Source organism: Corynebacterium drakensteinense, assembly GCF_041224285.1.
In the GTDB taxonomy this organism is placed as follows: Bacteria; Actinomycetota; Actinomycetes; order Mycobacteriales; family Mycobacteriaceae; genus Corynebacterium.
Window position 1 is genome coordinate 17,344 of record NZ_JAXOFP010000019.1, and the last position, 22,551, is coordinate 39,894.

Below are 22,551 nucleotides of genomic sequence, written 5' to 3' on the forward strand. Positions count from 1 at the left end.
AGGTGAGCAACTGGAAAGCTATTCGCGATCAAGCACACGCAACCAAAGGGTGGGGGATCTGGCTAGTCGACAAAGACCTAGAACCGATTACAGCACTCGATGGTGCACTATCCATTGAGATTAACGAGGGGGTAAACGAGACCACGACGGCAAAAATAGAGCTACGGTCTGATCACCCGGCTATCGATGCGATCTTGCCGCTATCATCGACCGACCCATCTGCGTCGTGGCGCTCGCTGGTTGATGAAGCCCAGTGGATCATCTTTGAAAAAGCAGGGCAAAATAACCGGCTGCTTTACCGAGTACACCGCATTACCGACCATCAGAGCCGCGAAACCTTATCGACGGTCACGATTGAGGCGAAAAGTTCGTACCGCTACGTCGAAAAGATTGCCTGCCGGTCCTCACCAAACGCGCCTCTGATAGCCCAGCTGGCCTACTACGACATGCGTGCAGGTGATGCACTACGCACCCTCAAGGAATACTTACTGGTTAACCTCATGCGAGAGTTCCAGCCAGGCGCTATTCGTGGCTGGGATCTGTGGACAACATCGGCCTGGCGCTCTGTCTCACCCGGTTCTTGGCCAGCAATCGTTAACCCTGTCCACCAATCACACACCACAGTCAACACGGTGCTCGATGCTCGTTTCAATATGGCTGCTGACTTCTTCAAAGAAACACTCGACGCTGCAGCGCTGATGATGACCGTTGATGTGTGGCTAGAAGGTGATCCACAGCCTGCCCCGAATCACGTCCGGCTCACCCAGCCCACGCTGATTATCGACATCGTGCCACGCCAGTTCGACACCTCCACAACTGGCACAGCACTCGACTTCTTCAAAGGGCTTATTAGGCAGTTCAACCAAGAAAACAACTCGCCATTCCTTGGCCTGTCCGATCAGCCAGCAACCGCAGCTGGGGTGTTGCCGTGGGTGGTATGGAGACCAGAGCACATCGCTGGAATCACTAGTGATTTCACCGTCGTCAAGTCCGAGGACTGGCATGTCACCGTTGGTGGGCGCTCCCCAGGAATTCTCAACACCATGATCGGAGCGGGATCCAAAGCTCTATTCCAAGGCCTGGGCGCAGCACTTGGTGCACTATTCCCACCATTTGCAGGCCTAGCCGTCGCAGCAGGAACATTCCTTGGAGAAGTCACCGCCGCCAGCCTGAAAGACAAACTGTTCGCCTGGCAACAATTCTCCAACGCCGTGCGAAAGCAATACCACGGACGCTTCGCCTACCGAGACCAAGTAGGAGCAGGCGATGGGTGGACACTATCCGCCCTCCAGCAGGGCTTCCAAATGCTCCAAGCAGGCGCAGGCATGATGTCCATCGGCTTCGAATCCGCAGAATCCGGCCCCTTCCGCTGGGGCGAACACTTCCGCGCCGGAGACCAGCAAGGAGTCGAACACCGTGGCATCATCTTCGCCACCTACGTCTCCGCCGTCCAACTCACCTGGACGCCCGCAACTGGCTGGCGTGAAGACATCACCATGGGAGACCAGCGGGCCCGCGAATCATTCCACCGCGCCTACTCACGATCCATCAAATCCATCGCCAACGCCGTCGAACGATTCAAAACATTCACCCCATAAAGGAGGTCGCATGAACACCATCTCAACGATCTACCCCTACGAAAAAGACGACTCCCACCACGAATACGCCTGGGTATTCTTCCACGCTCCGGGCTTCGCCCCGAACATAGAAATCGCTGACGAACTAGCCAAGCACGTCTTCGACGACCTCGGCTGTGCACCGCCAGGATCTCGGCATCAACCACGCGTGAAATACGACGCACTGGGCTCCGCCGGTGCACCGTGGCAGCCAGGTGTCTGGATTCCTCTTGACGAACCACGAATGGACGTTACCGCCACCATTCCAGATAAGCCGGTCGCCGAGATGAGCGAGGAAGAAAAAGCCGAAGCCTTAGCAGCCCTGCAGGCCGAAGCAGACGCCCAACGTGCACGTACTGCTGAAGCAGCCATCAACGAAAGACTCGCCGAACAAGAAGCCGAAGAACAAGCCCGCCACCAACGCGACATCGAACAGGCCCGCCAATCCGAAGAACACGAACGAAGTCACCGCGAACCATTCTTCGGAACCGATTTCTACACCGGCCCACAGGGCGAGACCACCGAAACAAACACGAACGAGGAAAACTAATGAACATCGAGCTATTTAATTTTCACGGCAACGAAGTTCGAGTCATCGCAGACGATGCGAACAACCCGCGGTGGGTTGCATCTGATGTCGCAAAAGTGCTTGGATACCGCGACGCTGCCAATATGTGCCGTCGCTTAGATGACGACGAAAAAGACTCCACAAAAGTGAGTAGTTCGCAGGTCAACAGCGAAAACGATACCCGACGCATGACGGTCATAACTGAAGCTGGACTTTACACCGCAATCATGCGCGCGAATATCCCCTCGGCTAAAGAGTTCAAACGGTGGGTCACTCATGAGGTGCTCCCGTCAATCCGAAAGCACGGCGGCTACCTCACCGATGAAAAGCTTGAACAGGCACTCACCGACCCAGATACCATCATCCGGCTGGCAACCGACCTGAAAAACGAGCGCGCCCGTGCCGCCCGGCTACAAGCGCAAGCACAACTCAATGCACCAAAAGTGCTCTTTGCCGACGCTGTAAGCACCTCAAAAACCAACATCCTCATCGGAGAGCTCGCGAAGATCCTACGCGGAAACGGAATTCAAATCGGCCAAACACGTCTTTTCGCCTGGATGCGACAAAACGGCTACCTCATCTCACGAAAAGGCAGCGACTGGAACACCCCGACCCAAAAATCAATGGAACTCGAACTGTTCCGAATCAAAGAAAACACCGTCGTTCACTCCGACGGACACACAAGCATCACAAAAACACCCAAGGTAACAGGCAAAGGCCAAGAATACTTCATATCCCGATTCCTGGACGGAACCTTCAGCATCTAGAAAAATCGAGAAAGGACCACCCACATGGGCGTTCACCTCTCCGACAACATCCCAGCCAAACCCAAAGGCACAGAGCTCGACCGCATCCGCACCGACGCCAGCGGCATAGGCAACGCACTAGCCCAAGGATTCCAAAACGTAGTCAACGGCATAGGTGACGCGCTCCGCGGAATATTCAGTGCAGGAGGCATCTTCAGCAAAATCGGGCGCGCCGGGCAGGAATTCCGAGATGGCCAAGAAGATCTCAAAAATCGCCAAGATCTACTCTCGCCGCTGCTGGACTACGGTTCGGCCTATCTACCGAATAGCCAAAATGGCAAGGGAAAGCTCCGGGTAAATCAGCAAATTGGCCCGGCCCGCGGTGTGCGCATCCTCAGAGATGGTGGTCTGCAGCTGCTCGATAAGGGGCTCTGGGATGTCCGTTTGCACCTCACCATCTCTTGGGTGGCGATTCTTAGCGACGGTGTCGCGATTACCCTGCGTGTGTACTCGCCATCAGGGGATCTCTACAGTCAGCAGACTAGTCAGCAGAAAACTACGGCCACGCATAGCCACACCATCGTCATGTCAGTGGTCGTCCCGGCGGCAAATTACAAAGTCGAGGTTTGGGTGGATGACCTTGCGCCTACACGGGAAATCCCTCAAGGGCCGAGGTGGTCCCGCCTAGTTGCTCAGCATATATCGCGCGAAGTAAACGGCGGTTGGAACCGTGGCAACGAAAACTCAAGCTCACTAAGCCAACAATGATAGGAGAAGAACATGACGATACTTACCGGTAACGTGCAAGACATTGGCGGCAATGCAGTCAATGGCACCATGCGCATAGCGGCCACCAGAATCCGTCCTGGTAACAAGCAAAATGCCGTCATCATTGACCGTTGGCACGTCGTAAACATCAACCAAGGGCGATTTACTACCCCTGATCTGGATCCAGGCTCTGCTCGCATTATCTTTGAGGGTGTTGGGGTATCACCGGTCATTGAGGTTGATATTCCCGAGTCTGGTACCCACCGACTAGAAAATATTTACCAGCAAAGTTTTGAATATTCTCCAGCGGTGATTGGTCGTGCGCAGCAGGCAGCCCAGCAAGCAGCTGACTATGCTCAAAAAGCAGAAAAAGGTGCACAGCGCGTGGGTAGCGCACAAGCCGTCCTTAAGGCCGTTGAGGACACGAAAGGCTACAGGGACGCCTCCCTTCAGGCCGCTAATGAGGCGCAATCGGCACGCAATCAGGCGCAATCATCGGCACAGGAAGCCGAGCAAAGCAAGAATCAATCTCAAGCGTTCAAAAATCAAGCTGAAGCTGCTGCGGGGCAAGCATCTAGCCGTGCAGCCACCAGTGCGAAGCAAGCTATCGAGCAGCGGTTATCGCAAGCAGATCAAGCAATCACTACAGGAAAACAGCAGATCAGCGAGCAAGTAAGCGCCGCATCCGGCCATGCTGATCGAGCCCATGAAGCTGCAGAACAAGCAGGCGAGCACAACACCAACGCGCAACAAGCTAAGACTAAAGCGCAGGAGCAGGCCAATGCTGCTCAAGTGAGTGCTACTGCTGCGGGCGGGTATGAAACGGGGGCAGGTGAATCACTCCGAACGATACGTACCTTGGCTGAGCAGGTGAGCAGCAACGCCGGTCGGGCTAACACTGCGAAAATGCAAGCGGAGCAGGCCCGCACACAGGCACAGAGTTCGGCTTCGGCAGCGTCGACCTCAGCAGAAAAAGCCCAACAGGCGGCGAACTCCGCAAAAACTGGTGCACCTGATAGCGGCTGGCCGCGCTCGGCGTTTGCTAGGGAGGTGCAAGAAACCCTGCAGCGAGTCGATGATGTTCCTACGCGCCAATCACTGAATACCATGCTGGCTGATCGCATCACGCAATCCGCGCTAAATCAGGCGCTGTCAGGAAAGATGGACCAGATCCCAGTATCGGATGCTGTGACCAACTCGACGGTCGCTAAACGCACCGATGCCGGACGACTGCAAGCTTCAGATGGGCACGCTGCACAAGATCTAGTGACTAAACGCCAGCTTGACCAGAAAGCTAACAGCAGCCACACGCACTCAATGTCGGATATTTCAGATCTCAATCCGGACACAATGGTGCGCAGCCGTGCTGATGACATAAGGATGGGCAAGCATTTTCATTTGGAACATGATGGCTCGGGAAATTATTCGACCAGCTTGTTCTTGAAAAACGGGCAACACGAATTCGAGGTCTTTACAAACGCCCGCGGAAAATTTGGTGTATGGGACAAACAAAATCAACAGGGACTGTTTCACGCCGATAGAAGCACCTTCGAGCACCAGACAGACGTTAGCATGGGCGGCAATCAGCTGCGAGACCTTACCACTCCGACATCTGGAAACCATGCAGCGAATAAAAGCTACGTGGATTCCGCCGTCTCTAACGTCACCGTTGATACAAGCGGTCTGGCGCGCAAAAGCGACTTGACCGCCCTGCAAGGAAGAGTGCAATCGCTCGAGGCTGATAGCGGGGGTAGTGAGGTATGGGTCGGAACCCAATCTGAATACAACCGCATTGGAAGCAAAAAATCATCGACGCTCTACGTGATCAGGAGGTAAGCCGTGCCTGTAATCAACCCGAAGAGCATTGTACGCGCCACCGTAGGCGGCACCACAGCCGCCGGGGCTATATTCGTAGGCGACCGGCTCATGTGGACGCAAACAACAACCAAAGAATACGACCGCGCCGGAAGCTACACATATCAGCCACCCGATTGGTGCAATTTCCTTTCCATTATCGCGGTAGGTGGTGGCGGAGGAGGTGAAGGGTCTTATCTTATCTACAATCCCAGCAAAGGCGGTGGAGCGGGGAAAGTGCGCCATATGCACTTCACTCGTGCTAACAAATCACCAATTAGCGTAAATGTTGGCAGTGGTGGCCGCCCAGGTCGTGGGCAAGGCACAAATAATGAGGCCAGCATGAACGGTCAGCCAACTAGCGTGCAGGTCAACGGCGCAACCCATTCGGTCGACGGTGGAAGAATCGGCAAAGCAGCAGGCATCGTCGGTGAAAACGCATCGGGCTCGCCATCGACGGCTTCACAATCCGTACTCAATCATCACCAGGGGGTTCTTGCGTATTCCGAGGCGCGCGGCGGACTAAGACCAAGGCCGGGTATTCCAGGTAATCGTGGCAACCGAGGTAGTGGCGGATCCGGATCTAACCACGCCTCTTTTGTTGGTGCCACTATTGGTGGTGCCGGTGGCGATGGATACGTGGCGATCGTGTGCTTCGGTGTTGATCCAACTCTTCCCCGCCTAACAGAGGGCTGACGCCCCCGAATACGCCAATACTGCAGGAGAAGCGAAAAAATACTGGAAAGAACTCTAATCAAGCAACCAAACCCCGGACGCAGACCATCGCGCCGGGGTTTTGTCATGCCCACACCAACTAGAACGAAAGGAGGGCGGAGATGTTTTGCTACCCCATGAAATCCGGGACGTACCAAATATCATCCGGCTTCGGGCCGCGGTGGGGAACACTCCACCGCGGTACTGATTTCGCCGCACCCGTGGGCACACCAATCTACGCACCAGCCGACGGCACTATCGTCCAGGGCAAAGACCGTGCTCGCGGGTCTGTATCCGGTTTCGGATCATGGATCTGGCTGGACGCACAGCAATCTTGCGGTAAAGATTTCATCTTCGGCCATGTTCACCACCCCGGAATCATGGTTAGCCGCGGACAGCGAGTTAAAGCCGGCCAACAGATTGGTGTCGTGGGAAACGAAGGCGACACCACCGGCCCGCACCTACACTTCGAGGTTTGGACGCCTCCTGGACGCACGAGCGGTAAAGCCATCGATCCGCAAGCATGGCTAACGCGGGCGAACGCAGTTGAACCCGGAAGCCCAAGGGTGACAAATAGCGCCCCCGCTAAATCTCCATCGAAAGCGCTTATGCGCTGGCAGCCGGACACAACACTGATCAGCCCGAACACCTCCGGCAGTATCAACCCAAAGTCAATGATCTGGCTTATCTATCACACCGACGAGTCGGCATATGACTACCAGCGACGAGCATTCCGGCCGACTGGCTGGAGCGCGCGCCGCCTGGCGGAATACCAACAATCACCAGCCGCCGGTGGTTCCTATAACGCTGCAGCCGACAAAGACGGTAAAACCGCACGGATTGCCCACGACGGTTCAATCACATGGTCCACAGGAAACGCAGGGAACAACCTTGGCTTCAATGTCTGCTACGCCGGTACGACCGCGCATTTTTCTCGCGCTCAATGGTTAGAGCGAATGACCCAGCTGCGCGCGGGCGCACTCATCGGAGCTTATGCCGTAACTGAATTCGGTATCCCGATTCGCAAGCTGCAACCGGGTGACTGGAAAGCCCGTCGTGGAGGCATTGGCGGCCACGATGGTGCCCGCGAATTGGGCTCAACCACCCACTGGGATCCCGGGCCGGGGTTTCCTTGGGATGTCCAAATCAACCTAATCAAGGAGGTTTTATCTGCCATGAATCCAGATGAGATTCGCAAGATTGTCCGCGAAGAGGTCAAGGCCTACTTCGAACACCAAGCGCACCCGTCGCTGGTGCCTGGCTCGGACAAGGCATTCAGTTTGAAAGATTATGTGCGCTTGATTGATTCCCATTCGTGGAAGATCCGCACGATGCTCGAAGAAGCTCTTGACGCTACGGCAGATAGAGCAAAAGACGGAAAGGACGGCAAGTAAATGACTGTCGATCACAGCTCGTTTTTGAACGAGGTTCACGCCCGGGCCCAGGAAAACCAGCCTGCAATTAAGCGCCGGATTAACTCGTCAGTGGCTGCGCTCTTTGGATCGGGCGCAATTGCGACCGTGGCGGTTGCTGGGCTCGATGTTTTGCCTTGGTGGGCAGCGTTAGCCGTTATGGCGGTTCTGGCCACGGCGGAGGTTGTTGTGCAGGCGTTGTCTAAGGCGTCGCTAGCACCGTCGCAGCGAGAAAAGCTCGCCGAGGCTGCTGAAGCGATTGAGCAGGAGCGTAATCCGGCTCCGACAACGACGGATATTCACATCAACGAAATGAAAGATTCCGTTGAGTCGCTGCAGGAGCGATTCGCCCGGTTTGTGGAAGACCAGCGTGCTGAACGCATGGCGGCTGAAGCAGCCAATCAACCTGATCCCGACGAGCAGTTACGAAACGCGTACTAAGGAGGCATTATGCCGATCGACCGGTTGCCGGTTCGTTTGCGCCCACAAGCTGTTCGCATTCGACGGTGGGCGCTTACCGACGGTCCACTTTTGGTGCTTGTTGGTCTAGCTGTGCTCGCCCGCGGGATTAGTTACCTCCCCTCTGTTTACGATGGGGATTCGCAGCACCCAGCCGAGGGGCTTATCCCGCTGGATTGGTGGGCGATGGTCTGGGTGGTTATCGGAATGTTCAGCCTCGTCATGGGGTTGATGCCGACACTGCAGCGAGCCAATGCGGTTGCAGTTGGACTGTGCGTCGGTCTTCATTTGTTATGGGCTTCGAGCTTTATGCTCGTTTCCGCCACTGGTGAGCGCCCGCGTGGGTGGGTGAGTGCGGTCTCTTATGCTCTCATCGCTGCGTTGATGGTGTGGGCGGTATGGCGCGGCCAGCGTCGCCTGACATTGACGAAGGAGTGATGTCTTATGGAAGTAGCAATATTCACGTTGCTTGGAACGGTCGTTGCTGCGATTGCCGGAATCCTCAGCGCGGTTGTGAAATCGAACTCCGATAAGAGTGCGAAACATATTGAGCGCTTTGGTCCTGATTGGCAGGGGTTCTACGAGATTTCCCGGCAAGAATGGGAAGATCGGTTTTCCGAGCTCACTCAAAAAATGGAAGCTCTGGAAGATCGGCTGCAGTCAATTGAGCAGCAACGCTCGATTGCATTTGCCCATATTCGCGCGCTACGTCGTACACACCACGATCCGCCCCCAGTTCCTGAGGAGCTTGAGGGCCATATTTGGTAATACCCGCCCCCGTCTTTGGCCAACGTCGGCTGGAGACGGGGGCGTTTCTTGATTCAAATATTGTTTGATTCTGGCGATTCGGGGGGTTGTCGAGAGCATCTAAGAGTGGGGGTAGTTCAAGTCCGCGCAAAATCATCTTCCATGAAACTTCCACGAGGGTTGAAATGTTACTAATTTATGCAAGATAAAGGACTGTTAGTAGGTGCCCCGGCAGCTCCACTTTTTGCATTTCCCCTGGTCGTTAATGACCAGGGGATTTGCTTTATCTAAATCCAAGCTTGGATTCTAGGGGGCGTTGCAACGCATTGGTTGATCACCTATGCGCTGCTCGCGATTCGTGCAGCCTAGCGAACCCGTTCGGTTTGCCTAGGCGCGCCTAGCGCACGCCGCGCATCATCTTCAGGATCGGTTTGCGTCCGAAGAAAATCGCCAAGCCGCCGATCAGCGACATGATCGCCATGGTGGAGAAATACACGACTTCGTTTTCCGCGCTGTAGAACTGCGCCATCCATCCGGCGATGGCAGTGCCCATGCCTAGCGAAGTCCAAAACAGAGCCATCATCTGAGATTTATGCGCCTCTGGTGCCAGTTTTGTGGCCAGGGAAGTGCCGGTTGGTGAGATGCACAGCTCGGCCAACGTGATCACGAACAGAACGCCTACTAGCCATCCCACATTGACAATTTCTTGTCCGCTCGGGAACAGGAAGATCGCGAAAGCGATACCTGCACCTAGCAGACCGAGAGCGAATTTTGTGACGATGGTGGGCTGTCTATCACCCATCTTGGTCCACATGACGGAAAATAGCGTGCCGAACATAATGATGAACAGTGGTGCAATCGAGTTGAATAGTCCGGGCTTGAGTTCCATTCCGAAGATGTTCCAGTTCAGGCGTGTGTCTGAATACACGGCCATAACGGTGAACTGTTGTTGGTATAGAGACCAGAACAGCACGCTACCGAACCACAGAGGAAGGAAAGACTTCACACGGGAGTGTTCGGTTTCGTTGGTCTTGTCGCTGCGGAACAAGATCACGAACAACACGACCGCGCAGATTGCGATAAGTCCGATCACCCAGGCGTCAATGTTTCCTGGGGTGATGAGACCCATCCACACCATGACGATGACGATGCCGACAAACGCAATGGTGGCAGCAAGTGCTTTTTTCTTTTCGGCCGGGGATGCTGGATTGGACACGTGGTGAGCACTAGCGGGCAGGTTTTTCCTGGTGAACCAGTATTGAACAAGTCCCAGCGCCATACCGATAGCTGCGATACCAAAGCCTAAGTGGAAACCGGATACATCCCAGGCGAAGTTCGTCGCCAGTGGGCCTAGTAGAGCACCGATGTTGATACCCATGTAGAAGATGGTGAATCCGGCATCGCGACGGGTGTCTTTGAGAGAATACAGCGAGCCGACGAGCACCGAGGCGTTAGTTTTCAGGCCACCGGAGCCAATGGCGATCAGTACCAGGCCGACAACCACACCACCTAAACCAGGAATCAGCGAGAGCGCGATGTGGCCAGCCATGATTCCGATGGCGGAATAAAACAGTGTTCGCTCTGGGCCCCAGACTTTATCGCCGAGATAGCCGCCGACGATTGCCATGAGATAGACCATGCCGCCGTAGGCGCCGATCACACCGGTGGCAGCAGCTTTATCCAGGCCCAGCCCGCCGTCTGCGACGGAATAGTAGAGATAGTAGACCAGGATGATCTGCATTCCGTAGAAGGAAAAGCGTTCCCACATTTCCACGAAAAACAGGTTCGCCAGCATACGCGGGTGGCCAAAGAACGTGGCAGAACTGGCTGCCGGTGCAGTCTGTTCTGTTGCAGCGCCGGATTCTTTGCCCGGCTGCGAGAGAGACATAAAGATACCTCGAACTTACTCACGAAAATGATTACTTGAACAGAATAAAACTACGCGTTTGTTCTGTGAACACCGGGATAAACCTGGCCCGTGCCTAAGTATGCTGAGCATTTATTAAGCTAGCGGTATGAATAAAAATTCGCGGCTAACTCGACTCACAAACCAACTAGTCCCTGGGGTGCGGGGGCTTCGTGTCATTTTCGGTGTTGCCGGGGTCCTGCATTTCTACCGGCCGGCCGTCTTCGATTCGATCGTTCCGCGCTGGGTACCTGGTTCGGCGCGCACCGCGACGTATCTCAGCGGGGCAGCAGAACTCGGTGTTGCGGCAGGACTATCGGTAGCGAAAACCCGTGCGGTCGCAGGATATGCGGCAGTGGCGTTGTTGCTGGCGGTATTCCCAGGAAACGTGGAAATGGCCCGCCAGTGGGTCCCGCAATCACCGCTTAAAGCGTTCGTTAGCCTGGTTCGGCTCCCGCTACAGATTTCGTTGATCCAGGGAGCGTGGCGCGTCGCAAAGAAAGCTGAGAAAGCATAGAGAATCCGGGGGATTTCGTGTGTTTCTTCACATACGGGGGTGGAAGGAAATTTTGGAAAACCCTGTGAAATCACTGCTGAGGTAATAGTTTCCTAATATATTTTCCGCAGGCTTGAGTGTGAAAAGACTAGGCAACCCTTGTGGAGTAAGCAATTACTCAATAAGGTTAACCTCTGGTTGTGTGACTTAGCTGTCACTACACAGAAAACTGCCAGTTTTTGAGAATGTACGCCACCCTAGAGGAGAAGTGAACGAAGCATGACCTCCGTGAAAAACCGTTACTCTGTCATCGCTGGTCTAGCAGCAACAAGCCTTATCCTTGCTGCCTGCTCTAACGATGACACCGCTGACACCAGTGCAGATTCCACCACTGCTGCAGAATCAAGCGCTGCTGACTCTACCGCTGATGCGGCTTCCGACGGCGACACCATCAGCATCGAAGACAACCACGGCACCCAGGAAGTACCAAAGGATGCGAAGGCAATTGCGGCCACCGACAACCGGTCGTTTGAAATCCTGGAAAAGTGGGGCGTAGACCTCGTTGCTGCTCCGAAGCAACTGATTCCGCACACTGTCGATGCTTACCGCGAAGATGACTCCGTAGCTGATATGGGCATGCACCGTGAGCCAGATCTGGAGGCTTTGGTTGCGGCACAGCCAGACTTGATCATCAATGGCCAACGCTTTCAGCAGCACTACGATGACATTAAATCGCTGAACCCGGATTCCGCCATTCTGGAATTTGAGCCTCGTGACGACGAAGACTTTGCGGAGGAACTTCGCCGGCACGCATTGGGCCTGGGAGAAGCGTTGGGTCATGAAGACGAAGCGCAAGAGCTGGTCGACGACTTCGACGCTGCCATCGAGCGTGCGAAAAAGGCTTATGACGGTGAATCCACGGTGATGGCGGTCAACGTCTCCGGTGGCGAAATCGGCTACGTTGCACCATCGGTTGGCCGTACCTACGGTCCAATCTTCGATATGTTGGACCTGAAACCAGCCCTCGAGGTAGATGATGCTTCATCCAACCACAAGGGTGATGACATCTCTGTAGAAGCGATTGCAGAATCCAACCCAGACTGGATGTTTGTTCTGGACCGCGAGGCTGCCCTTTCTGCGCGTCTGGAAGCTGACTACCAGGCAGCTGAGAAAGTCATCGAAGGTGCTGCAGCGCTGCAAAACGTGGTTGCGGTGAAAGATGGCCAGGTAGTTTATGCACCGGCAGATACCTACACCAATGAATCCATCATCACCTACACGGAGATTCTCAACGACATCGCTGATGCTTTCGAGGCAGCGAAGAAATAAAGTCCTAGCTCTGGCGTGTGCGCGCGGAATGAGATTCTGACTGCGAGTGCACTACGCATATGAGCTGCCGGCCGAGGCTACGATTTTCGTGGCCTCGGCATTGCCATGATTATCGGCCGGAGAATTCTCCGGTGACTAGCCGTCATGATTAAAAGGGGATAGAGGCGCACGATATGACCACTGCGACAACGCCTGATGGCACACACTCTGCGGCGGGAAGACCACGTCGTAGTGCGCAAACGCGGTCGAAATTATTTGACTGGAAACTTCTCGTCGGCATCGTGGTTGTCGCTGGGTTGCTCGTGGCGTCACTGATGGTTGGTGAATACAACATTTTCGACGCTGCCAATGGCTCGGAGATGTTCTTCATTACCCGCCTGCCTCGTACGATTGCATTGATCCTGGCCGGTGCAGCGATGGCTATGTCGGGGTTGGTCATGCAGCTGCTGACACAAAACCGATTCGTTGAGCCGACGACGACCGGTACCACGGAGTGGGCTGGGTTAGGTTTGTTGTTCGTCATGTTTTTCGTGCCGACAGCCAGCGTGCTCGAGCGCATGATCGGCGCGGTATTTTTTGCCTTCGTGGGCACCATGGTGTTCTTTTTGTTCTTGCGCAAAGTTTCGTTGCGATCCTCGCTGGTGGTGCCGATTATCGGCATCATGCTCGGCGCAGTGGTCTCGTCAATCTCGACGTTTTTTGCCTTGCAATTCGACATGTTGCAATCGCTGGGCATTTGGTTCATGGGCTCGTTCACCTCGGTGTACAAGGGGCAATACGAGGTTCTCTGGGTCGTTGTTGCCATTGCTGCCGCTGTCTTCTTTTTCGCGGATCGTCTGACCGTCGCAGGCCTAGGCGAAGACATCGCGACGAATGTCGGAGTGAACTACGCCCGCATGGTTTTGATCGGCACTGCTTTGATAGCGGTTGCCACCGGTGTGGTTACTGTAGTCGTGGGCTCTCTGCCATTCTTGGGTCTGATCGTGCCGAACGTCGTCGCAATGTTTCGCGGTGACGACTTGCGCTCTAACTTGCCCTGGGTGTGCTTGATCGGTATCGCGATCGTCGTGGTTTGCGATTTGATTGGCCGCACGATTATCAGCCCGTTCGAAATGCCGGTTTCCGTCATTCTGGGAATCGTTGGTGCGATTGTCTTTGTCACTTTGATCGTTAGGCAGGCTCGTCGTGGTTAACGCACAGAAAAAACAAGCAGCCGAGGCTCCCGACTCCAGCACGCAGTCGGGCAGAAAGGCGGCACTGAACCGGGAGCGCCGTGCATCCGCATTCCAGAGCACCGCTGCCGCCCGGAAATATTGGATCATTTTCGGTGTCCTGGCCGTCATTGCTATCTGTTGTGCTTTCGGCCTACTGGCGTATGGCAATCCGATGCCTTTCGGAACCGAGCAATTCTGGCTGATTGCCGAGCGGCGACTGAATGCGGTGATCGCCATGGCCGTTGTCGCGATCTGCCAGGCTACCGCGACCGTGGCATTTCACACGGTGACGAATAACCGCATCATTACCCCGTCAATCATGGGGTTCGAGTCACTCTATGTGTTGATTCACACCTCGACGGTGTTCTTCCTGGGCGCAGCTGGGTTAACCAATGCGCGAACCTTGGCGACGTTTATTTTTCAAGTCGTCGTCATGATCTTGCTCTCGCTCATCCTATACTCTTGGCTGTTGACGGGAAGGCATGCGAATATGCATGCGATGTTGCTGGTAGGCATCATCATCGGTGGCGGGCTGGGGTCTATCTCCACCTTCATGCAGCGATTGCTCACGCCTTCCGAATTTGATGTTTTGACCGCCCGCCTGTTCGGTTCGGTCAATAACGCGGACGCCGATTATTATCCGGTAGCTATTCCGCTTTGCCTTGGTGCGGCTGCTGTACTTTATGCTCTCTCGCGTCGTCTTAACGTTCTGAGTTTGGGCAAGGACGCAGCTATGAATCTGGGGCTAAACTACAAATTTTGGTCGATACTGACCTTGATCTTGGTTTCTGTCCTGATGGCGGTGTCCACTGCATTGGTCGGACCGATGACGTTCTTGGGCTTTCTGGTGGCAACCTTGGCATACCAGTTTGCGGATACGTTTGACCACCGCTATATCTTCCCGATGGCTGCGTTGACCGGATTCTCGGTTCTCAGCGCTGCCTACTTCATTTTGAACCACGTTTTCTACGCTCAAGGTGTCGTATCGATCGTCATCGAGCTTGTCGGTGGCTCTGTCTTCCTATTTGTCATTTTGCGAAAGGGACGCTTGTGATTAACCTGCACAACCTGCAGAAGGCCTACAGCAGTGAGGTCGAGATCGGCCCGGTCAACCTAGAGATTCCCGCTCAAGGAATCACTGCGCTCGTTGGTCCCAACGGTGCTGGCAAATCAACTTTGCTCACGATGATCGGGAGACTGTTAGAACCTGATGCGGGAGAGATTACGGTGGGCGGAGTCGATGTCTTCAACACTAAATCGAAAGAATTGGCCCGCATCCTCTCGATTCTGCGGCAAGAAAACCACTTCATTACCAAGCTGACTGTGCGCCAATTAGTTGGATTTGGGCGATTTCCTTATTCCGGTGGACGATTGACCGCTGAGGATGAAGAGATCATCTCTAAATACATCGACTTTTTGAACCTCACGGCGCTGGAAAATCGCTACCTCGATCAGCTCTCCGGCGGTCAGCGTCAACGTGCTTATGTGGCGATGGTGCTCTGTCAAGAAACCGATTATGTCCTTCTCGACGAGCCACTGAACAATCTCGATATCGCACACTCGGTGGAGATGATGCGCCACCTTAAGCAGGTTGGCCCAGAGTTCGGCCGTACGATCATTCTGGTTCTGCACGATATCAATTTTGCCGCGCGTTATGCCGACTATATTTGTGCTGTAAAAGACGGACAGATTTGTGAATTCGGTACGCCCGACGAGGTTATGAAGGACGACATTCTGACCGGGATATTCAACACGGAAATCTCTGTGATCGATGGTCCAGATGGCCTCATTGCCTGCTACCACTAGTACGTAGTTAAGTCTTCGGAGGCAGACATGAATACCAGTGCAGAAGTGATTGTCGGTGCAGAAGTGCTTCCCGCTGGACGAAAATGACGGGCCATACGCGGGCGGAATTACAGGCAACGAGAAAATGAGCACTAAACCGGCGGGCTGCTTGAATTTTCTGGAGAAATATCAGGTTGGAATTTATTTAGTAGCAATTATCGTGGGATTGCTTGTCACACCGAGGAACCTGGAATGGCTTTTGACGCCGGTGCTCGGGCTGCTCATGCTGTCGACGTTTGCGGCTTTGCCGCTGCAAAAAGTCCGGCCGGCTCCGCGTCTCACAGCGATCATTCTGGGGTTAAATTTTGTCGTAGTGCCAGCAGTTATAGCAGTCCTGACAATTCCGCTGAGAACACAACCCGTCTTGCTAGCCGGAGTAGTCATGGTGCTATTAGCGCCGTGCATTGATTACGTGGTCCCATTTTCTGGGCTCGCGGGAGCCGCGCATGATCGCTTACTCACGATCACCCCAGTGTTGTTTATCGTGCAACTCGCAGTCCTGATGCTCGTTCTTCCGCTAATCATCGGGCACGACTTTGCCGCAACCGCTCTGTGGCCGATCATTCGCTCTGTAGTCTTTTTGTTAGTAATTCCACTGTTTATTGCCTGGATAATGCAAAGAGCGATGCGATCAACACATAGTGCTTGTATAGCTCAGCTCGGGCGCAATGCTTTGCTGTCCTGCGAAATCGCTATGGTCCCGTTGATGGTGCTGACCTTGTTCGCCATTACCGCTACCTACGGTGCGCATGTATTGCATAATCTGAACGAACTGGTCCCAGTTTTGGTGATTTACGCACTCTTCGCGGCGATCATGGTGGTAATCGGAGTAACGGTCGCAAAACACTGTCGTCTGGGAGCAAAGGATGGCATTGCGACGATATTTTCTGGAGTTACCCGAAACTCGTTGGTAATTATGCCGATTGCTCTAGCTCTGCCGGCCGGTTTTGAAGCTGTTCCAATGGTGATCGTTGGGCAAACATTAGTTGAATTATGCGTAATGGTGGCGTTGATCAAAAGTGGCCTTTACCTGCGGAAACTTTTACAATAAACCGCGAATTTGCATTGTGTTTACTTATCGCATAAGCTTATCCAAGTCGCCGCGAGGGGCTGACAGAGAAAATAACTTCACATGATCACCGTTTTGGTGGGGAGCTTGTGCTTCTTTTCTGAATCGGTTGAGTGTGGCTGTGTTTTTTGTGTTGGTTTGTGGTGGTGATGATTTAACTTCATATGGCTGGTGTGTGCTGACTGTTGTGGTTGGTGCGCTGGTTGGCGTGGGTGTGAACTGGTCGCGGTTGTTGTGATTAACAACACAGTGTTCTGGTTTGTGTTCATGTTTGCTAGTGTGTAACATCGGTCTGGCTGCTTTACGGAAGGGCGCTTGTTGATAAGAGTGCCCCGGTAGTGAGGTGGTGGTGTTGTGTGAGAACTCAATAGCGTGTCAATGTACTTATTATTTTTTGATGCTTACTTGATTGATTGTGGTGTGGGAGCATTATTTTGTTTCTGCATGAGATTAATCTTTGTTGAGTAAGTGTTGCTCTTTGATTTTTCTTTTGTAGTTTTTTGACTAGGTTTTCAGACTCTTTTTCTGAAATTTTTTTTGGAGAGTTTGATCCTGGCTCAGGACGAACGCTGGCGGCGTGCTTAACACATGCAAGTCGAACGGAAAGGCCTTTTCGGAGGTACTCGAGTGGCGAACGGGTGAGTAACACGTGGGTGATCTGCCCTGCACTCTGGGATAAGCCTGGGAAACTGGGTCTAATACCGGATAGGACCGCACTTTAGTGTGTGTGGTGGAAAGTTTTTTCGGTGTAGGATGAGCCCGCGGCCTATCAGCTTGTTGGTGGGGTAATGGCCTACCAAGGCGGCGACGGGTAGCCGGACTGAGAGGTTGGTCGGCCACATTGGGACTGAGATACGGCCCAGACTCCTACGGGAGGCAGCAGTGGGGAATATTGCACAATGGGCGCAAGCCTGATGCAGCGACGCCGCGTGGGGGATGACGGCCTTCGGGTTGTAAACTCCTTTCGCCAGGGACGAAGCGTTTTGTGACGGTACCTGGAGAAGAAGCACCGGCTAACTACGTGCCAGCAGCCGCGGTAATACGTAGGGTGCAAGCGTTGTCCGGAATTACTGGGCGTAAAGAGCTCGTAGGTGGTTTGTCGCGTCGTCTGTGAAATTCCACAGCTTAACTGTGGGCGTGCAGGCGATACGGGCATAACTTGAGTACTGTAGGGGTAACTGGAATTCCTGGTGTAGCGGTGAAATGCGCAGATATCAGGAGGAACACCGATGGCGAAGGCAGGTTACTGGGCAGTTACTGACGCTGAGGAGCGAAAGCATGGGTAGCAAACAGGATTAGATACCCTGGTAGTCCATGCCGTAAACGGTGGGCGCTAGGTGTAGGGGCCTTTTGGGGTTTCTGTGCCGTAGCTAACGCATTAAGCGCCCCGCCTGGGGAGTACGGCCGCAAGGCTAAAACTCAAAGGAATTGACGGGGGCCCGCACAAGCGGCGGAGCATGTGGATTAATTCGATGCAACGCGAAGAACCTTACCTGGGCTTGACATACACCGGATCGCTGCAGAGATGTAGTTTCCCTTGTGGCTGGTGTACAGGTGGTGCATGGCTGTCGTCAGCTCGTGTCGTGAGATGTTGGGTTAAGTCCCGCAACGAGCGCAACCCTTGTCTTATGTTGCCAGCACGTTATGGTGGGGACTCATGAGAGACTGCCGGGGTTAACTCGGAGGAAGGTGGGGACGACGTCAAGTCATCATGCCCCTTATGTCCAGGGCTTCACACATGCTACAATGGCCGGTACAATGCGCAGCGAGCCTGTGAGGGTGAGCGAATCGCTTAAAGCTGGTCTTAGTTCGGATTGGGGTCTGCAACTCGACCCCATGAAGTCGGAGTCGCTAGTAATCGCAGATCAGCAATGCTGCGGTGAATACGTTCCCGGGCCTTGTACACACCGCCCGTCACGTCATGAAAGTTGGTAACACCCGAAGCCGGTGGCTCAAACTCGTTTAGGGAGCCGTCGAAGGTGGGATCGGCGATTGGGACGAAGTCGTAACAAGGTAGCCGTACCGGAAGGTGCGGCTGGATCACCTCCTTTCTAAGGAGTTTTTATTAATTAGTGTTGATCATTCCACAGTTGTGGGTGGTTCATGCTTCTGCTGTGATTTTTGTTCACATAAGCGTTGGTTGTTTATGTGGGTTGCAGCGTTTTTTATTGTTTTGTGTTTCTTACATCATGTGAGCACTTGGTTGAGTAGGCGTTGTTGTCAAAAAATAGTTGTTGGGTGCGTTGGCGCGTTGTTGGGTGTCTCGGGCAGCACGTGTGTGTTGTTCGTTGACCACCATTGAACGAACAGACTTGGTTTTTGTTGGTTGTGGTTGGTGTGGTGTGTGAGAACTGTATAGTGGACGCGAGCATCTGTGCGCATGATGCATGCTTTTTGTGTGTGTTGTGTGTGCTGTGATTTTTTCTTATTGTGTTTTTATTTTGTTGTGTGTTGTAAGGGCGCATGGTGGATGCCTTGGCATGCTAAGCCGATGAAGGACGTGGAAGGCTGCGTTAAGCCTCGGGGAGTTGTCAATCAAGCGTTGATCCGAGGATGTCCGAATGGGGAAACCCGGCTGTGGTTATTCGCAGTCACCTGCTAGTGAATGTATAGCTAGTGTGGGGGTTACGCGGGGAAGTGAAACATCTCAGTACCCGTAGGAGAAGGAAACAAGAGTGATTTCGTTAGTAGCGGCGAGCGAACGCGAATTATGGCTAAACTGCATGTGTGTGATACCTGGTAGGGGTTGCATGTGTGGGGTTGTTGGGAGCAATTGTTCAGTCACTACCATGGCTGTGCTGCCTTACGCGTGTTAGATGAAGTGGTTTGGAATGGCCTACCGGAGAAGGTGAGAGTCCTGTAGTTGAAGGTGCGTGTGTGGTGGTTGATTGTTTCCCGAGTAGCGGCGGGCTCGTGGAATCTGCCGTGAATCTGCCGGGACCACCCGGTAAGCTGAAATACTTAGTGTGACCGATAGCGGATAGTACCGTGAGGGAATGGTGAAAAGTACCCCGGGAGGGGAGTGAAATAGTTCCTGAAACCATGTGCTTACAATCCGTCAGAGCACCGTTTGTTGTGTGATGGCGTGCCTTTTGAAGAATGAGCCTGCGAGTCAGCGGCATGTCGCGAGGTTAACCCGTGTGGGGTAGTCGTAGCGAAAGCGAATCCTAATTGGGTGTTGTTAGTGGCATGTCCTGGACCCGAAGCGGGGTGATCTACCCATGGCCAGTGTGAAGCAGCTGTAAGAGGTTGTGGAGGCGCGAACCCACGTAGGTTGAAAACTGCGGGGATGAGCTGTGGGTAGGGGTGAAAGGCCAATCAAACTCCGTGATAGCTGGTTCTCCCCGAAATGCATTTAGGTGCAGCGTCGTAGTTGAGCTTGGTGGAGGTAGAGCTACTGTTTGGTTGAGCGGGACTATCATCTTAGCAACATCAGACAAACTCCGAATGCCATTGAAGTGTTCTACGGCAGTGAGACTGTGGGGGATAAGCTTCATAGTCGAGAGGGAAACAGCCCAGATCGCCGGCTAAGGCCCCTAAGGGTGTACTAAGTGGAAAAGGATGTGGGATCGCGATGACAGCCAGGAGGTTGGCTTAGAAGCAGCCATCCTTGAAAGAGTGCGTAATAGCTCACTGGTCGAGTGGTTCTGCGCCGACAATGTAGTGGGGCTCAAGTACACCGCCGAAGCCGCGGCAACGTTTATGCGTTGGGTAGGGGAGCGTCGTGCATGAGGTGAAGCATGAGTGTGAACACGTGTGGATTGTGTGCGAGTGAGAATGCAGGCATGAGTAACGAATTGTAAGGTGAGAATCCTTACCGCCGGATGACTAAGGGTTCCTGGGTCAAGTTCGTCTTCCCAGGGTGAGTCGGGACCTAAGGCGAGGCCGACAGGCGTAGTCGATGGATAACCAGTTGATATTCTGGTACCCGAGTGTGTGCGTCAATGGTAAAGCAGTGATACTAACCACGTTCGAGACCTATTGCTTACGCTCTTTGAGTGTTGTGATGGGTTGAGTGTGTGGGGCCTTAACTGTGGTCCAAGTGATGGGGTGACGCAGTAGGGCAGCCACGCCGCTTAGTGGATTGTTGGTGTAAGCGTTTAAGGCTGGTGTCTAGGTAAATCCGGGCACTATTAAGGCTGAGGCGTGATGCATAGCCCTTTTTTGGGTGAATGTGGTGTGCTTGTGCTGTCGAGAAAAGCCTCTAGCGAGTGCATATTCGGCCCGTACCCTAAACCGACACAGGTAGTCAGGTTGAGAATACTAAGGCGTTCGGGTGAACTGTGGTTAAGGAACTCGGCAAAATGTCCCCGTAACTTCGGGAGAAGGGGAGCCCCACTGGGTTATGCTTGGTGGGGCCGCAGAGAATAGAGGGGTCCGACTGTTTATCAAAAACACAGGTCCATGCGAAAACGGTAAGTTGATGTATATGGACTGACGCCTGCCCGGTGCTGGAAGGTTAAGAGGACCTGTTAGACCTTTGGGTCGAAGCGGAGAATTTAAGCCCCAGTAAACGGCGGTGGTAACTATAACCATCCTAAGGTAGCGAAATTCCTTGTCGGGTAAGTTCCGACCTGCACGAATGGCGTAACGAGACCCCTGCTGTCTCAACCACAGGCCCGGTGAAATTGCAGTACGAGTAAAGATGCTCGTTACGCGCGGCAGGACGAAAAGACCCCGGGACCTTCACTATAGCTTGGTATTGGTGTTCGGTTTGGCTTGTGTAGGATAGGTGGGAGACTGTGAAGCGTGCACGCTAGTGTGTGTGGAGTCGTTGTTGAAATACCACTCTGGCTTGATCGGATACCTGAACCTTGGCCCATGATCTGGGTTGGGGACAGTGCCTGGTGGGTAGTTTAACTGGGGCGGTTGCCTCCCAAAAAGTAACGGAGGCGCCCAAAGGTTTCCTCAGCCTGGTTGGCAATCAGGTTTTGAGTGTAAGTGCACAAGGAAGCTTGACTGTGAGAGTTACTGCTCGAGCAGGGACGAAAGTCGGGACTAGTGATCCGGCACCTACTTGTGGATGTGGTGTCGCTCAACGGATAAAAGGTACCCCGGGGATAACAGGCTGATCTTCCCCAAGAGTCCATATCGACGGGATGGTTTGGCACCTCGATGTCGGCTCGTCGCATCCTGGGGCTGGAGTAGGTCCCAAGGGTTGGGCTGTTCGCCCATTAAAGCGGCACGCGAGCTGGGTTCAGAACGTCGTGAGACAGTTCGGTCTCTATCCGCCGCGCGCGTAGAAACTTGAAAAAGGCTGTCCCTAGTACGAGAGGACCGGGATGGATACACCTCTAGTGTGCCAGTTGTCACGCCCGTGGCATGGCTGGTTGGCTACGTGTAGAAGGGATAACCGCTGAAAGCATCTAAGCGGGAAGCCTGTTTTGAGATGAGGTTTCGTTATGAGGTGCCCTAGAGATTATGGGGTTGATAGGCCAGATCTGGAAGCGTTGTAAGGCGTGGAGGTGACTGGTACTAATTCACCGAACTACTACAACAAAGATGCATTCACCAATTGTTTGTTGGTTGTGTGTTGCGTGTAAGAAAAATTGGTTTGTTGTTTGCGTCCACTATGCAGTGTTTGACACACCACACTGGTTTGTGTGTGGTCAACGGATACAGTGACTAAGCCGGTTGGTTTGGTTGTGTTGTCTGGTTGGTTGTGTCGGTGGTTTATAGCGGCAGGGAAACGCCCGGTCCCATTCCGAACCCGGAAGCTAAGCCTGCGTCGCGCTGATGGTACTGCACTCGGGAGGGTGTGGGAGAGTAGGTTGCTGCCGACACTTAATAATTTCATGTTTTGAGGGT

The 22,551-nt window shown here is 53.8% G+C and carries 17 protein-coding genes and 3 rRNA genes; 19 read left to right on the forward strand and 1 reads right to left on the reverse strand.

Annotated features, from left to right (window positions below; translation table 11 throughout):
* Positions 1-2: 2 nt before the first annotated feature.
* The 10 genes from U1140_RS09725 to U1140_RS09770 all read left to right on the forward strand — a co-directional run bounded on the left by U1140_RS09725 (position 3) and on the right by U1140_RS09770 (position 8,905).
* Complete coding sequence (locus U1140_RS09725) at positions 3-1,598, forward strand: Gp37-like protein (RefSeq protein ID WP_369847500.1); 1,596 nt, start codon at positions 3-5, stop codon at positions 1,596-1,598.
* A 10-nt stretch (positions 1,599-1,608) separates the two neighbouring features.
* Positions 1,609-2,166, forward strand: coding sequence for a hypothetical protein (locus U1140_RS09730; protein ID WP_369847501.1), 558 nt, complete (start codon positions 1,609-1,611; stop codon positions 2,164-2,166).
* Positions 2,166-2,951 carry a phage antirepressor gene (locus tag U1140_RS09735; RefSeq protein ID WP_369847503.1) on the forward strand — a complete coding sequence of 262 codons (786 nt, stop codon included), beginning with the start codon at positions 2,166-2,168 and terminating at the stop codon, positions 2,949-2,951. The genes U1140_RS09730 and U1140_RS09735 overlap by 1 nt, the downstream gene beginning before the upstream one ends.
* A 24-nt stretch (positions 2,952-2,975) precedes the next feature.
* On the forward strand, positions 2,976-3,698 hold the full coding sequence (locus U1140_RS09740) for a hypothetical protein (RefSeq protein ID WP_369847504.1): 723 nt from the start codon (positions 2,976-2,978) through the stop codon (positions 3,696-3,698).
* Between the two features lie 12 nt (positions 3,699-3,710).
* Positions 3,711-5,534, forward strand: a complete 1,824-nt coding sequence (locus tag U1140_RS09745; RefSeq protein ID WP_369847506.1) for a phage upper tail fiber protein — start codon at positions 3,711-3,713, stop codon at positions 5,532-5,534.
* Positions 5,535-5,624: 90 nt separating this feature from the next.
* Complete coding sequence (locus tag U1140_RS09750; protein WP_369847525.1) at positions 5,625-6,248, forward strand: glycine-rich domain-containing protein; 624 nt, start codon at positions 5,625-5,627, stop codon at positions 6,246-6,248.
* A gap of 140 nt (positions 6,249-6,388) precedes the next feature.
* Positions 6,389-7,660 (forward strand): peptidoglycan DD-metalloendopeptidase family protein, encoded by a 1,272-nt coding sequence (locus U1140_RS09755; protein WP_369847508.1) that lies wholly within the window; start codon positions 6,389-6,391, stop codon positions 7,658-7,660.
* Positions 7,661-8,119 (forward strand): hypothetical protein, encoded by a 459-nt coding sequence (locus U1140_RS09760; RefSeq protein ID WP_369847509.1) that lies wholly within the window; start codon positions 7,661-7,663, stop codon positions 8,117-8,119. It begins immediately after the preceding gene.
* A gap of 9 nt (positions 8,120-8,128) precedes the next feature.
* Positions 8,129-8,575, forward strand: a complete 447-nt coding sequence (locus U1140_RS09765; RefSeq protein ID WP_369847511.1) for a hypothetical protein — start codon at positions 8,129-8,131, stop codon at positions 8,573-8,575.
* Positions 8,576-8,581: 6 nt separating this feature from the next.
* Positions 8,582-8,905 (forward strand): hypothetical protein, encoded by a 324-nt coding sequence (locus U1140_RS09770; RefSeq protein ID WP_284817839.1) that lies wholly within the window; start codon positions 8,582-8,584, stop codon positions 8,903-8,905.
* Positions 8,906-9,281: 376 nt separating this feature from the next.
* Here U1140_RS09770 and U1140_RS09775 read toward each other — a convergent pair whose 3' ends face one another.
* Entirely contained in the window at positions 9,282-10,772 is a 1,491-nt protein-coding gene (locus tag U1140_RS09775; protein WP_369847512.1) for a peptide MFS transporter, read from the reverse strand.
* Positions 10,773-10,899: 127 nt separating this feature from the next.
* Here U1140_RS09775 and U1140_RS09780 point away from each other — a divergent pair, with 127 nt between their 5' ends.
* The 9 genes from U1140_RS09780 to rrf all read left to right on the forward strand — a co-directional run bounded on the left by U1140_RS09780 (position 10,900) and on the right by rrf (position 22,526).
* A complete protein-coding gene (locus U1140_RS09780) occupies positions 10,900-11,307 on the forward strand; it encodes a DoxX family protein (protein ID WP_369847515.1) in 408 nt (135 codons plus the stop codon).
* Positions 11,308-11,565: 258 nt separating this feature from the next.
* Positions 11,566-12,615, forward strand: a complete 1,050-nt coding sequence (locus tag U1140_RS09785) for a siderophore ABC transporter substrate-binding protein (protein WP_369847517.1) — start codon at positions 11,566-11,568, stop codon at positions 12,613-12,615.
* A gap of 173 nt (positions 12,616-12,788) precedes the next feature.
* Positions 12,789-13,808: an ABC transporter permease gene (locus U1140_RS09790; RefSeq protein ID WP_369847519.1), complete on the forward strand. Its 1,020-nt coding sequence runs from the start codon at positions 12,789-12,791 to the stop codon at positions 13,806-13,808.
* A 64-nt stretch (positions 13,809-13,872) separates the two neighbouring features.
* Positions 13,873-14,883 carry an iron chelate uptake ABC transporter family permease subunit gene (locus U1140_RS09795; protein ID WP_479684128.1) on the forward strand — a complete coding sequence of 337 codons (1,011 nt, stop codon included), beginning with the start codon at positions 13,873-13,875 and terminating at the stop codon, positions 14,881-14,883.
* Entirely contained in the window at positions 14,880-15,635 is a 756-nt protein-coding gene (locus U1140_RS09800; protein ID WP_369847522.1) for an iron ABC transporter ATP-binding protein, read from the forward strand. Before U1140_RS09795 ends, U1140_RS09800 begins: the two co-directional genes overlap by 4 nt.
* 124 nt (positions 15,636-15,759) lie before the next feature.
* Positions 15,760-16,725: an arsenic resistance protein gene (locus U1140_RS09805; protein ID WP_369847524.1), complete on the forward strand. Its 966-nt coding sequence runs from the start codon at positions 15,760-15,762 to the stop codon at positions 16,723-16,725.
* 552 nt (positions 16,726-17,277) lie between these two features.
* Positions 17,278-18,794: ribosomal RNA gene (locus tag U1140_RS09810) — 16S ribosomal RNA — on the forward strand.
* Positions 18,795-19,186: 392 nt separating this feature from the next.
* Positions 19,187-22,243: ribosomal RNA gene (locus tag U1140_RS09815) — 23S ribosomal RNA — on the forward strand.
* A 164-nt stretch (positions 22,244-22,407) separates the two neighbouring features.
* Positions 22,408-22,526 (forward strand): 5S ribosomal RNA (rrf, locus tag U1140_RS09820).
* The 16S, 23S and 5S rRNA genes sit together here, the layout of an rRNA operon.
* Positions 22,527-22,551: the final 25 nt, after the last annotated feature.

Excerpts from the sequence above, each read along its gene's own strand:
- U1140_RS09765 (WP_369847511.1), top strand. The coding sequence starts at position 8,129 with ATGCCGATCGACCGGTTGCCGGTTCGTTTGCGCCCACAAGCTGTTCGC.
- U1140_RS09755 (WP_369847508.1), top strand. The coding sequence starts at position 6,389 with ATGTTTTGCTACCCCATGAAATCCGGGACGTACCAAATATCATCCGGC.
- U1140_RS09780 (WP_369847515.1), top strand. The coding sequence starts at position 10,900 with ATGAATAAAAATTCGCGGCTAACTCGACTCACAAACCAACTAGTCCCT.
- U1140_RS09730 (WP_369847501.1), top strand. The coding sequence starts at position 1,609 with ATGAACACCATCTCAACGATCTACCCCTACGAAAAAGACGACTCCCAC.
- U1140_RS09735 (WP_369847503.1), top strand. The coding sequence starts at position 2,166 with ATGAACATCGAGCTATTTAATTTTCACGGCAACGAAGTTCGAGTCATC.
- U1140_RS09775 (WP_369847512.1), bottom strand. The coding sequence starts at position 10,772 with ATGTCTCTCTCGCAGCCGGGCAAAGAATCCGGCGCTGCAACAGAACAG.
- U1140_RS09745 (WP_369847506.1), top strand. The coding sequence starts at position 3,711 with ATGACGATACTTACCGGTAACGTGCAAGACATTGGCGGCAATGCAGTC.
- U1140_RS09805 (WP_369847524.1), top strand. The coding sequence starts at position 15,760 with ATGAGCACTAAACCGGCGGGCTGCTTGAATTTTCTGGAGAAATATCAG.
- U1140_RS09740 (WP_369847504.1), top strand. The coding sequence starts at position 2,976 with ATGGGCGTTCACCTCTCCGACAACATCCCAGCCAAACCCAAAGGCACA.
- U1140_RS09760 (WP_369847509.1), top strand. The coding sequence starts at position 7,661 with ATGACTGTCGATCACAGCTCGTTTTTGAACGAGGTTCACGCCCGGGCC.
- U1140_RS09750 (WP_369847525.1), top strand. The coding sequence starts at position 5,625 with ATGTGGACGCAAACAACAACCAAAGAATACGACCGCGCCGGAAGCTAC.
- U1140_RS09770 (WP_284817839.1), top strand. The coding sequence starts at position 8,582 with ATGGAAGTAGCAATATTCACGTTGCTTGGAACGGTCGTTGCTGCGATT.
- U1140_RS09790 (WP_369847519.1), top strand. The coding sequence starts at position 12,789 with ATGACCACTGCGACAACGCCTGATGGCACACACTCTGCGGCGGGAAGA.
- U1140_RS09785 (WP_369847517.1), top strand. The coding sequence starts at position 11,566 with ATGACCTCCGTGAAAAACCGTTACTCTGTCATCGCTGGTCTAGCAGCA.